Here is a 12796-nt window from a genome sequence, read left to right as displayed (position 1 = left end):
TTATGAGGAAATAGTACGTGTATTATGAGGAAATAGTACGTGTATTATGAGGAAATAGTACGTACATTATGTCAAAAAAATAATTATGAGCATATATGTCAAAAAATGATATAATACACATAATTGAGAAGAAAGTACGTAGGTATAATGATGCAGAATAAAAAGATGGATGTTGCTCTAAGTAACCTTTTATCACGGCAAGATTACCTTGTCACCCAGGCGAACGATCTCGCAAGATCATTCGGGAATTTGACAAGTTTTGAGCATAAGGTATTAGATTTTTGTTTCAGCTTTGTGAAAAAGGATGATGTTCCTGATACAATGTACCACCTAAAATCTTTAGATATATTACATCATCTTGGCCTAAACTCTTCAGGCAGGAATTATCAGAGAATCGTGAAAGCATTTAAATCTTTGAATGAAGGAACTGCTATTTATATGGCCATAAAGCGTCCGAACGGTGAGAAAGGTATACTGATGACAAGCCTTTTCGACCATATTGCGGCATTTGAAAATGGAGGAATAGAATTCAGATTTAGTCGAGATATATCACCTTATGTTTTCCAACTAAAAGAGCATTTCTACTCATTCAAGTTATCCGAGTTATCTCGAGTTCGTAGCAAATACACATTAACACTTATGAAGCTTTGGAATGCGAATGCTATAGGTAAACTCACTAATACAACTATTAAGGGAAGCTTGAACGAATGGGAATCGTGGTTTCTAGGTTCTGATAAAGACGGAAAACAAAGAACAATGTCCGCTGGTGTCTTCAAAAGAGACGTATTAAAAAAGGCTGAAATGGAGTTGCAATCCTTGTACCCAGATGTTCAATTGTTTTTAACTACTAAGAAACAAGGTGTTAAAGTTGTTGGGTATGAACTAGATATAGTAAGGCTGAAAACGCATCTTCGGCTTTAACCAAACAACCAATGTAAAAGTCCCTTCTTGGGGCTTTTTTGTTTGCTATCATTTTCTTCGTTAGTAACGGTTGAAGTATTTGAAGTATCAGTTGTTTCACCATCGACTACGTGCTTATCAGGATTTGGAAGCATTTTTAGTTTTTCTTGTAATCCTAGTTGTAGCTGATGAGATTCACGCAAACGATTATTTAATTCTTCTATTTGTTTATCTTTGGCCTCTAATGCTTTATCATTTCTACTTTTTTCTGTAGACAGCTCTTCTTGTAACGACGTAATTTGTTGTTGCATCGTTTCAATCAGTAACTCGTGTGACGATTCACTGTGCGATTCTTTATTATTCGAAACATTAAAATGTTTTTTTAACTGTTTCAATACCGTTGCGTCGTAGTAGTTAGTGTTGCTTATAACTGTTGCAGGGTCGATGTGTTCCTTCTTTAAATAACGATATACTGTTGTTTTGTTCACCTTAAGAATGTCTGCCATTTTCTGCATTGTATATCTTTTATCACTGTTAATGTTCATAATTATATCCTCGTTTCTAGCAATGTTGCGCAACAATTTTAGCAACGAATTATGTAATACCATTTCTTTATGTTTATTATAATACGACATTATCAAATTCCACCAAACACCTTTAAAACGTTGCAGCGCAGCGGTTTTCACAATAAAATATTCTGTATAATACAGTCGGAGGTTATTTATGTGGAACCTAGAAATTTTTGGTTCGTAACTCGTCCTTTACGTGACCCACAATATCACGCCGATGGTTTACGAGCATTGCAACAAGCAACAAACAATTTTACAAAGCCTTGGAAAGGCAATCGTGAGCTACATCGTAAATATGAACAATTCTTAGCCGATGCGGGCATGAAACAAAATCATATAAGTAGAGACGGCTCAGGAGGCCGTACATGGGCTGCAATGTTGAAAACATACAATTATGTGTATGAAGACGAAAACGGGTACCTAAGGCCTACTAAGGTGGCTAAAGCCATTCTCAATGGTCAAAAGGTTCCAGAAAACATAAAAAAGCAGGTTCTAACTCTGCAAATTCCTAATGGTTACTTCGTCAGTAAGGCGTTTCGCCCTAAGTATGCTGATGGTTATCGTATACAACCGGTTATCTTTCTAATTCGCTTAGCAAATGATGAGCGCCTTAATAAGCATATTAGCAAAGATGAAATTGTCTTGTTTGCAATGACTGCTAAACGCAATGACCAACTTGATGAACAAGTTGAGAAAATCATTGCATATCGCAACGCAAGCAATGCGGATAAACAACAAATGGCGGCCAAAATTTTCCACACAAGTGGTGATATAACAAGGATTGACAGCCGAAAGGATTTTAGCAAGTATGGTGATGTCGCAACGACCTTTACCATTCTCTGTCGCTTTACAGGATATGCACAACAAGACCATAGTAATGGCGGTTTAAAAGGTATTGATAACCCAAAGCTATGGAAAGAGTTTGAATTGTATTGCCAACGCTATCCCTTCAATCGACGTATTGATACGGACCCAATGTTTTATACGCTAAGCGCGGGACTCGATGTTGACACATATAAAACTCAGTATGGCGTTAATGCTAAGCCGGCTTCACGCACAAAGAAGCGAAATATTAAAGTTAAACACCTTCTAGCGGATTACCCTCAACCCGAAGACCTTACACTACAGGAACTAACAAGTATTCTTAGCAAGGAGTTCATATCATCAGAAGCACAAAAGATTGCGGAAGATATTAAAGCTAAAAAGTTTAATGCAGCCTCAGATTCATTTATTGATTCATATTTGCATGAGGAAGATAATCTTGAGTTTGAACGCAAGACAGCTCGAATCATGAGGGGACTTGGCTTTAATGTTGAAATGCACCCAGACCCATCAACATCATTTAATAATAGTAATGAGAACATTGATGTTATGGCAGATAATGGTGAAGTATTAGTATTAGTAGACGCGAAAAACTACTCTAAAAACTTTAATTTATCAGCCGCATTAAGAAATGTAATGGCAAACAGTTATCTGGCTGGTTATAAAGGATTCAACGGGCTTAATCCGAAGTATTATTGCTATGTCACAGCAAACACTAGCAGTAATGAAGCTAACCTACAAAAAATAAATGAATTAGCTAAGAATAATAGTGATTTAGACGTTCATGGCATGATGATTTCAGCATCAGCGCTTTATTGGTTACTGAACTATTGTTCAGAAAACAACATTCCAGAAGAAGAAAGACCTAAAATGTTCTTAAAACTATTTACTGATAAGGCTTATGAAAGTTTTGTTCAAGTCGCTAATGTATTGGGAATAGATCTTTGATTAATAGGGGCTGAGAGGTTCCTATTTTTTATTGCCAAATAAAAAATATAAGCGTAATATGAATATATAAATTCTTGGCATACTCGTATGCTAGAACGAATGTTCGGAGATGATTTAAATGAAGTTTAAAACTGGAGAATTATTCAGTGGACCCGGGGGGCTTGCTTTAGGAGCAAAACTAGCAGGTTTTAAAGATAAAAACGGAGAAGAATGGGGTTTCACTCACGCCTGGGCAAATGACTTTGACAAAGACACTGTAGAAACGTATAAGCTTAATTTGCTACACAACCCTGATGCAAAAACTGTTTTCTGTGAAGACGTTAGTCAGTTTCCAATTGGCGATAAATCAATTCTTCCTGATATTGATGCCTTAGCCTTTGGCTTTCCTTGCAACGATTATAGTAACGTTGGGAAGCAAAAAGGGCTGAATGGCACATTTGGCCCTCTGTATAGTTATGGGGTTAAGGTACTTCATTACTACCAGCCAAAAGTCTTTGTAGCTGAAAATGTAGGTGGTCTTAGCTCGGCTAATGAGGGATATGCACTTGTTAAGATTTTAGAGGAATTTCGTGATAGCGGTTATCATATCACACCCAACTTGTATAAATTTGAAGAATATGGTGTGCCTCAGGCACGTCATCGTATCATCATTGTTGGTATTCGTAACGATTTGTACGAGCAGGATATTCATTTCCATGTGCCGGCGCCAACGACACCAGACCCTAAGGATATGGTGACAAGCCAACAAGCAATTGAAAATCCACCTATTCCAGCAGATGCGCCTAATAATGAAATGCCAAAGACTACCAAAAAGGTAGCTGAACGTCTTTCATATATTCCGGAAGGTGAAAATGCTTGGTATATAGGTATTCCTGAAAATTTACGTTTACATGTTAAGGGCGCTCGATTATCTAGTATTTATAAACGTCTTGACCATACAAAACCAGCGTATACTGTTACAGGTTCAGGTGGCGGTGGTACACATATGTATCACTGGAAAGAAAATCGTGCTCTAACCAACCGTGAGCGCGCAAGACTGCAGACTTTTCCTGATGATTTTAAATTTGTTGGGAGCAAAGAATCCGTTCGAAAGCAAATTGGAATGGCGGTTCCGGCTAAAGGAGCTGAGGTTGTGATGCATGCTGTACTACAAACCTTTGCTGGCATTGATTATGATTGGGTAAAACCAACTCCCAAATTACAACTTGAAAACCTTGAAAAAGGCGACGTTATAGCAATTAAAGGTCTTGGCAAATAGTGGCCAAAACGAAAAGGACTCGAACTAACGAGTCCTTTTTTTTATTTTTCATTTCGTATCTGACGTTTAATTCTTTTCACAGTACTTTCACTAACATTAGTTGCAAGTGCTGTTTCGCGGATTGAATGAGTTAAAGAAAATTCATAGATACTCTTATACCTATCAGTAATACAGCGCCGAGGACGGCCCTCGTGGAAATTAGGATTATGTTTCTTAGAATAAGCTTTACCACGAGCAAGCCTATCAACAATCATGTCATGTTCAAATTCAGCCATAACAGTTAGAAAATTAAAAAGCATCTTACCCATCATGTTGGATTTATTCACATATCCGCTCAATTGAATGATATAAACTTTAACACCACGCTCAAGCAAATCATCGACAATATCCACGGCGACCTTAACAGAACGGCCAATTCGGTCAACCTTGGTAAAAAAGACCTCATCACCCGGTTGTAGTTTAGAAGATAGTTTTTGCCATTGGGGACGGTCTGCTTTAGTACCTGTAAACTTTTCAGAGTAAATCTTGTCATCAGCTATTCCAGCCTGCTTTAGTTCACTAATCTGTTCATGTAAATCTTGTGATGTGCCACTAACACGGGCATAACCATATTTCATACTTTGCACTTCATTTCTGAGCTAAGTTTTTGAACTATGCTCATTTACTATTAAACCACGCCCTTTAACATAGGTCAATTACTGGACAGTAATTGAACCAAGAATATTTATTTTCCTTAATAAAATCTTAATGTTTAACATGTGTAATTTGATAATGACCATTATGACAAAGGGTAACAACTTTTTTAGCATTACATATGAAATTGGTTGATGTCATATTTTTTCTGAAATGAGCTATAATAAAAAAAGAGTAGCAGTTCGACCAAAAACTACTACCCGTAAACCAAAAACATTAACTACGAAAATCGACCAAAACATCGTAGCTAACACCATAATCAATTACCAATAAACCACAAAAGCCACCAATCAAACAGCTTTAATCGTTTATTGCTATCTATATTGTAAATAGTTATATAATTGAAAGTCAATGAAAAAATACTTTATTATAAAGTATTTTACAATACTTTACATTAAAATGGTGTTACTTAAATGTCTCCTTTTTTCGTAGTTAATACGTTAAGAAAGGGGACTTTTTTTCATGTCCAGTGGAACAAGTAAACGAATTAAGCGACAAATCGCAACCATTTCTATTGCGGGTAAAAAGCGATCAGGCCCTGTAATGCTGAATTTTACAGGTGGAACCTTCAACAACACTCAGCTTTTTAACCATAAGCAACAAACACGGCAGGCTTATGAAGCGGAAATTGAGCTTCAAAAGAACCTGTTGATTCAGGCACGAGATAATGTAGATTTCCTAAGCTCCGAAGTTCAACGATTTAATAAGATTGCTGAAGAATGGATTACCAATCTTGACAAGAGTGGTGCAGATGTTGCCAACATCTTAAACCAAATTAATCAGTATTGGCTTACTCAGCACAACATTAGTGAAACCAGTTTTCTTAAGTTGGTTTTCCTATTTGAAGCAACATATCAAGTTGGCAATTCACAATCAATTAAGAAGTCCAGCACTGCACAATCTTGGCAAAAGTGGTGGAAAAAGTATGGCTTGTCTGTTAACCCAGATGGTTCAATTGTACAAACAGTATTTCAAGATGCTGACCCAGCAGACATTAATACATTGTACTGGATTGCTAATATGCAGAAAGAACTAGCCGCTAAAATTTTGTCAAATGCCTGTCGCGCTAATTTGCGCGACAAACAATCAAGTCCTCAAAAGGCTGATTTGTCGCTGATTCTCAAGACGGACATCTTGAGGACGTACGGGGCCGGCCCCGTACGTCCGTCGCCTAGTCCGGCCACAATGGTGCGCCAAAATATGAATGACTTTCGGCAAGGCCTGAAGTTCCTATTGCTGTTTTGGCGCAAATGTCTGGCCAATCTCGGCGACAGGGGCATTCAAAACAAGACAATTAACTACATCAACCTACCAATTGATAAGGACGTTATTAAGACGGACACCTTCTATGTTGGATTAGATTGTGAGTACGTTAGTCGTTTGCTCCCAGAAGATGTTAAACAAAACAGGAAAATTACAAAGGTCCGTAATGTTGATGATGTTTTAAGTTTCCAGCTGTATGCAATTAATGCTAAGGGAACCAAACGAAATGGAATGGTAGTCCATAACACCACTCACCAACATTTCACCATGTCGGAGCTAATTAGTGCCATTCAACGAGTTATTGAGCCATTACGCATGGCAAACGTTCAAGACCATTCTAAACGACGCGCAACAGTACACCTCTTCACCTACTATGGCGGCGTTGACCTAAGCTGCTTTGCTGGTTGGGAACGTTTTTGGAATGGCACTAACATGGTTGTCTTGAAGAAGAATGCACCTTTTAGTCTAGGAAGTGTTCGTAAGAAGCTTTGCGATGGCTCTTATATGTCAATTGATGTCCTGGACATGATGAATGATGCCCCTGTTGGAGGCCTTGCCATCGTGGGCGATATGGTGGGGATTCCCAAAATCGACACAACCGCCTTTGATAAGGCCGATGGAAAAACCGTTAATTACTATAAGGAGCATATGGATATCTTTCGTAAGAATCGTCCTAATGATTTCAATTCTTATGCCATGAACGATGCAATCATTACTCTTGAATATGGATTGTTTTTGAAACGTCATCTGGGAAAAATTCCTCGTACCATCGGTAGTTATGCGGCTTCTGAGGTTAGCAAGCAACGTCAAGAATTCCCAGAGCAATTCATCTCAGACCCGGATTATCCTTTGCGTGCTTACGTCAAAAGCAAAGGTGCTGAGCGGATTCGACCCGGACAAGCTGATTTATACGAAGAAGCCCGCAAGGCTTTATATGGTGGACATAATTGCGCATACGTGAGTGGGTGGGGGTATGGTCGAATCCTCGATTTTGACCTCGCCAGTGCCTATAACATTGGTGGACATCTTTTACCAATAATTGATTATTCCGACGATAGTTACCCTATTATTTCTCCCGATGCTCTTCCTGACCATATGAAGAGGACACATTTCAATTCAGAAGTAACTAATTCATTTCGGATTAAAGATTGTGATTTTGCCCCAATTGGGCAACAACTGCAGAAGACCAGCATTTTCCTTATTGGTGTTGGAAAGTTTAAAGTTGATTATCCTGATGATGCAAAGTTTATTGTTACTCCCAGTCATTCCGATACAGGCGCTACTACCAAATCGAAGAAAGATAAGGAATTATCTACAGGCTCCCCTTGCTATGTTAAGCACTATACCGATTGGGCTCCTCTTATTGACGCTTATACCGCTTGGATTCACGGTGCTTCGGTTCATGTAATTAGCCTACGTGTTCCTAAGCAATGCCAAGATGGGCTTAACATTTTTGGCGACTTCCAGAACCGTGAAATTAAATTGCGTAATGCCGCTAAGGCAAAAATGAAACACAGCAAAAAAGGTTCTTCACAATGGGCGCAAGCCTATGGTGAACAGCTTCTCTACAAACTGATTGCTAATTCTCTTTTTGGCAAAACGTTACAAGGGGCTGGAAATCATAATTCTCGTGATTTTGACACGAATCTTATGGGAGAAACTCCCAAGTCTGCTGTTACCGACCCTTTAATTGGTGATAGCTATACTGGTTTTACTCGGTATCTTGTCAGCATTCTGTATGACGCATCAAATCACTGTTCTAAGCCTGCCTTACAGTTAAACGTGACCACTGACGGGCTAACATTAGTCATTGCTCCAGACGATGGTGCTGATTCATTTATTGACGAAATGACTAAATACTTTAACGCACAAATGGAAGATTTCTATTTTGACCGCTTAAGTTTAGCTGGTAAAAAACGAGGGTTTGAACTCAAGGCTAATGTAGAAGATTACTGGTTTAATCTTCGTACTCGCGTTAATGGAACAAGGAGCTTTTCTCAAACTGGTAGTGGGATCTTCGCTACTGCAAGCATGATTGGTCAGCAAAGCAACGACTTGTTTAAATGGGTACATGACAACGTTATCTTCATCAAGAACAAGTCTTGGCGTCTATCTAATCTGACTGAAATGAAATTTCGCCTGCAAAACCACTACGGCTCGCAAGAACAAGTGGAACAGGTGACAAATGTTAGCCTAGGCTATGATTTTTCTTACAAACCAGTTCAATTAATTCAAGACAGTAATAATTGCTACTTCACCACTCTCCCTTTTGACAACAAGGAAGAGCATGACCAGGTTAAAGAATTAGGCGGGAAGCTGGTTAAAATGGTTCCCATGCGAACTAATACAAGTAATTTTAATTTATTCATGCGTACGCTAGTCGAACAACCGGTTATTAAACGTAGTCTATACACCCTTAAAGACCGTGATAAGTACTTAGACGAATATCGGAAGTATTGCCATCAGCATTACATCTATGATTTGGCTCTTGGTGTACTCCAAGGTGATTTAAATAGGGAAATCAATCGATTTTGTTCAATGTATGGAACGTCAGTAGCCAGTCTTAAGAAAGGTATTCGGCGTGTTAAAGCAAAACAAAGCAAGGTTAATTTCGTAGCTGGTTGGTATTTTAAGGAGGTTCTTAAAAATGGATGATTTCGATTTAAGTTTAAATATTGTGGAACGTCAAGAAATGATTGGTGATGCTCTGGTTGAGTGTCATAAGGAATTGAATAAGGAAATGAAACATAAGGGAAAGGAGAATTCTGTGAATGAATAATCAGAAGTTTGAGAATGCTTTTCATCGTTTGTCCTTACTGTTTGATGGTGCTGACGATATGATTCAAGAATACAATTTACTTTTGCTTTACTTGCAAAAGAACCCTCCTAAGAATCCTGAAAAGAGCTTAGCTTGGGTGGAAGTGAAAGATTTAAAACCTTTATTGATTAGTTAGCTATCATGGTTCGCTTAACGGCGGACCTTTTTTTATCACCGAAATGGAAGGTTCAAAGCTTCAGCTTTGAATCTGAGATGAGGTCCGCCAACGACCAAAGGGAGGCGGTAGTATTGTCTTGTATTACTTCTATAAGAAGTAATTGGGTTGCTAACTTGACCAAACAAGTTAGTGGCTGTTTGCTTCGTTTTCGCCAGAGAAAAATGAAGTCGGTTGTCCAGATTGCCGAAACAAGTCTGGTAGATTTTGGTACTTTGGTCTACCTCCAAAGTACAGGCAAAATGAATCTCAAATACTTTGATTTGAATGAAATTTTGCCTACTTCGCTGGGGTGAAGGGGAGCCATAAAAGGCACCCCTCCAAGTTGTAATCCGTATGTACGACATACGAATTTAACTACTTGCAGATTCAAAATAATGTGGTATCATATCGGTATAGACCTAATTGGTCTAGTTCGATATGATGCTTTGAATCCGCTGAATATAGCGATTTTGTCAACCGATTCAGACCATTGGTCTAGGTTGAAAATCGCATAAAATTTGGCCACAAATTTTATCATGAGGAGGTAATTGCTCTATGCCTAAAGTAAAACGAAACTTGGTTCAAGTTCGATTAACCGATGACCAACTAAAACAGTTTGATAGCGTGAAGCAAATTTTGCATGCTGAAAATAATTCCGATGCGATTCGACAACTAATTAGTGACAAAAAGCTAACTGATGGCACCACGCAAGAAGCTCTTACTCAAGCTGTAAATCAATATACTGATTTATCAGCAAAGTTAGATTCACTGATGTGGAACTCCAGTAATATTACCAATAATGTTAATCAAGTTGCTCATGTTCTCAATGCTGCTGCTCAGGCTGACCCTGAAGATGTTGATACATGGAATTGGGTAATGCAACAGTTGCAGGCAATCGCTACAAACAACAACCAATTGAGACAATTAGTTGACGAAGTAAAACATTGGTTGAGCGAAGGATGTGTTATCCATGGCAGTCCTAATGTCTAACTCGTGTCGTTCTAGTTATAACCGTCTGACTTACATCTTTAATCAGTCACCACATAATAATGGCAAAACGAATCATCGAGTTCTGGCCTGTTCAGGAACCAATATCAAAATGATACATAATCCAGATGGGACACTTACGGTTAGTCAAAGTGGTGTTTATCTTGAAAAGCAATTCCATCAATCGCTGAAACGTGCCTTTAACCCAAAACGTAAGACTCAATGTCAATCAATCATCATCTCTTTTTCTAATGATGAATTCGATACATCTAATTTAGATGAGCAAGCCTCTCAGGCGCTCCAACTTGTACAAGGATACGCTAAAAAGTATTTCGGTGACGCTCAGAGCGTTTCAGCTGTCCAATGTGACGGAAATGGTGGCCGATTGCACGTTCATTTACTAATTGGCGCCGTGAAAACTAGCGGAAAGACGATTGCAACTAGTCGCTTCAGCGTTTTCAAGATGAGAAGAAATCTCAATGATTACTTGAATAGTAATTTTGAGCGGGTTACCGGTCGCCAATGGAAAAATCCATTCGACAAAACTATAGAACGTAAGGATTTAAACAATTTACCCAATCGCTCAAAATGGCAAGAGCAATTGAAGAAAACCATTGATATGGTAAAAACGGAAGTTGATAACGTCAAAGACTTCTTAGCTAAACTATCCCAATTTGGTGTAACCGTCACTGAACGTCAACACGGTAAAAGTTGGACTTATCACGGTTCTATTAAAACCGCAAAAGGCCTTAAAAAAATAAGTGCCCGTGATTTCTATCAACGAATTGATAAAAAATCTGGGCAAGTACTAACTACAAGGGGACTTGGACAAAGCTACACCAAAGAAAATCTAACGCTTTATTGGAAAAAACAATTAGCTATGCAAAAAGAGGCACAACACGTTCTAATACCTCACCATCAAAGAAAGGAAGCTGATAATAATGTCGGAAAACAAGAAGAACGAGAACAATTGTCCAAAATCAAAACACGAGCAGCCGAAGCAAGAGCCCAAATTAACCACCAACGTGAACTCAACCAGCTCAACCTTCGGCAGCTTGCAGCCGCCAAAGCTGAAGAACAGCGTCAGCAACAACAAGCTCAGCGAAAAGTTGGACAAGCTCATCGCCGACAGTCCAACGCAAAGCACGCTCAGTCAATTATCGACCAAGAAAGACTTAGAAGCCGTGCAGAACAACTTCTCCGCTCAAAGCAGCAAAATGCAAAATCATCTGGAAGCAAAGATGCAGGCCCAGACTTCTAAGCTCCTTAATAGTGCTACTGATACCCGTGATATCGTTTATAACGAAGGGCTAAAAGATAATCTTAAAGGTGCCAATCAGCGAATTGATGCACTTCAAAAAAGAATGGATAATTCGACGCGTAGTATGTCTGATATCGCCAAGCAAAATGACGCAATGAACGCTGATTTTAAGCAGATTGGTGAAACACTTAATCAGAGCACTCAAGCTATTAATACAAATTCGAGTTGGCTTAAGCGTGTAATTAATAACGGATTTTATGTAACTACTCAAAAAGTAACTGAATCAGTAGCTCGTGAATTTGAGGGAATTATTGGTAAACCTTTGGATTCCTTTCTCACCGACGCAATTCAACAAAAACTACAGGCTGAGTTGCAGACGGCACTTTCGCAAGCTAGTCAATCACGTGCAGACGTTCAAGTACTTGCTAACGAGGTAGAAGATGCAACTCGGCAAAACATTGAAATTATTAAATCATTAAGAAAATCAATCAATCTTTGGATTATTGAATTTTCTATCATTTTGGGAGCTACATTAGCCACCCCAGGATTGTGGAAAGTTTTAATGTTATTGGCTACTAGCTTTGGTGTAATAGTATTTAATGATTACTTAGATAAGGAGACACAAAAATGATTCATATTGATATTGATAATGAAACTCAAAATATTACGCTCTTACTCAAGAGCAATAAGGTAACTCCATGGGAATACGCTAACTCGCAGACTGAGTATGAATTAAAGAAGATTCGGCAAGCTCAAGAACAATTGAAGCGGGTTAAACAGGAGGAGTTGTATCAACAAAAGCAACGTCAACGACGTCAGCAACAACGTACCAATTCCCTAATTAATGAAAAGATGCGTCAATTACATAAGAAACAAAAAGGATTTGTTGATGATGGTCCTGATTTGTAGATTATATTTAGTACAGTAATTTTCTCTATTGCTGTACTTTTTTATTTTGATTTTGTTTAAAGTCATACATTCAAGCTATACATTGATATTACATTTATATACATTAAAGGGCTTAAGAACGCTTATACATCAATGGATTGAGTATTCTTTATGAGGAAATAGTACGTGTATTATGAGGAAATAGTACGTGTATTATGAGGAAATAGTACGT

At 38.3% G+C, this 12796-nt stretch carries 12 protein-coding genes; 10 read left to right on the top strand and 2 right to left on the bottom strand.

Translation table 11 applies throughout. The features are described 5' to 3' along the window. Window positions 1–147 precede the first annotated feature (147 nt). A complete protein-coding gene (locus QOS01_RS09485; RefSeq protein ID WP_408612500.1) occupies window positions 148–921 on the top strand; it encodes a replication initiation protein in 774 nt (257 codons plus the stop codon). Here QOS01_RS09485 and QOS01_RS09480 read toward each other — a convergent pair. Then, window positions 918–1445, bottom strand: coding sequence for a hypothetical protein (locus QOS01_RS09480; RefSeq protein ID WP_283595767.1), 528 nt, complete (start codon window positions 1443–1445; stop codon window positions 918–920). The two genes, QOS01_RS09485 and QOS01_RS09480, sit on opposite strands and share 4 nt — an antisense overlap. 180 nt (window positions 1446–1625) lie before the next feature. On the opposite strand from QOS01_RS09480, the gene QOS01_RS09475 reads away from it, so the two are divergent. After that, window positions 1626–3239: an AlwI family type II restriction endonuclease gene (locus QOS01_RS09475; RefSeq protein WP_283622137.1), complete on the top strand. Its 1614-nt coding sequence runs from the start codon at window positions 1626–1628 to the stop codon at window positions 3237–3239. 118 nt (window positions 3240–3357) lie between these two features. Further along, on the top strand, window positions 3358–4497 hold the full coding sequence (locus QOS01_RS09470) for a DNA cytosine methyltransferase (protein WP_283622136.1): 1140 nt from the start codon (window positions 3358–3360) through the stop codon (window positions 4495–4497). A gap of 41 nt (window positions 4498–4538) precedes the next feature. On the opposite strand, the gene QOS01_RS09465 is transcribed toward QOS01_RS09470, so the two are convergent. Then, the gene (locus QOS01_RS09465; protein WP_283622135.1) at window positions 4539–5114 is read right to left on the bottom strand and encodes a recombinase family protein; all 576 of its coding nucleotides are present in this window, start codon (window positions 5112–5114) and stop codon (window positions 4539–4541) included. A gap of 538 nt (window positions 5115–5652) precedes the next feature. On the opposite strand from QOS01_RS09465, the gene QOS01_RS09460 reads away from it, so the two are divergent. The 7 genes from QOS01_RS09460 (at window position 5653) to QOS01_RS09430 (ending at window position 12585) form a co-directional block, all read left to right on the top strand. Next, the gene (locus tag QOS01_RS09460; protein ID WP_283622134.1) at window positions 5653–9108 is read left to right on the top strand and encodes a hypothetical protein; all 3456 of its coding nucleotides are present in this window, start codon (window positions 5653–5655) and stop codon (window positions 9106–9108) included. Beyond that, entirely contained in the window at window positions 9101–9232 is a 132-nt protein-coding gene (locus QOS01_RS09455) for a hypothetical protein (RefSeq protein ID WP_283595770.1), read from the top strand. The genes QOS01_RS09460 and QOS01_RS09455 overlap by 8 nt, the downstream gene beginning before the upstream one ends. Continuing rightward, window positions 9225–9407, top strand: a complete 183-nt coding sequence (locus QOS01_RS09450; protein WP_187402882.1) for a hypothetical protein — start codon at window positions 9225–9227, stop codon at window positions 9405–9407. Before QOS01_RS09455 ends, QOS01_RS09450 begins: the two co-directional genes overlap by 8 nt. Before the next feature lie 576 nt (window positions 9408–9983). After that, a complete protein-coding gene (locus QOS01_RS09445) occupies window positions 9984–10418 on the top strand; it encodes a hypothetical protein (RefSeq protein ID WP_187402880.1) in 435 nt (144 codons plus the stop codon). Beyond that, window positions 10399–11676 carry a relaxase/mobilization nuclease domain-containing protein gene (locus tag QOS01_RS09440; protein ID WP_283622133.1) on the top strand — a complete coding sequence of 426 codons (1278 nt, stop codon included), beginning with the start codon at window positions 10399–10401 and terminating at the stop codon, window positions 11674–11676. Before QOS01_RS09445 ends, QOS01_RS09440 begins: the two co-directional genes overlap by 20 nt. Then, window positions 11657–12307 (top strand): hypothetical protein, encoded by a 651-nt coding sequence (locus QOS01_RS09435; RefSeq protein WP_283622132.1) that lies wholly within the window; start codon window positions 11657–11659, stop codon window positions 12305–12307. The genes QOS01_RS09440 and QOS01_RS09435 overlap by 20 nt, the downstream gene beginning before the upstream one ends. Then, the gene (locus QOS01_RS09430; RefSeq protein WP_283595806.1) at window positions 12304–12585 is read left to right on the top strand and encodes a hypothetical protein; all 282 of its coding nucleotides are present in this window, start codon (window positions 12304–12306) and stop codon (window positions 12583–12585) included. The genes QOS01_RS09435 and QOS01_RS09430 overlap by 4 nt, the downstream gene beginning before the upstream one ends. Window positions 12586–12796 lie beyond the last annotated feature (211 nt).

This window comes from Limosilactobacillus avium (assembly GCF_947381485.1).
GTDB classification, from domain to species: domain Bacteria; phylum Bacillota; class Bacilli; order Lactobacillales; family Lactobacillaceae; genus Limosilactobacillus; species Limosilactobacillus avium.
Note: the sequence above shows the minus strand (reverse complement) of the source record. Positions and strands in the feature narration are given on the sequence as shown.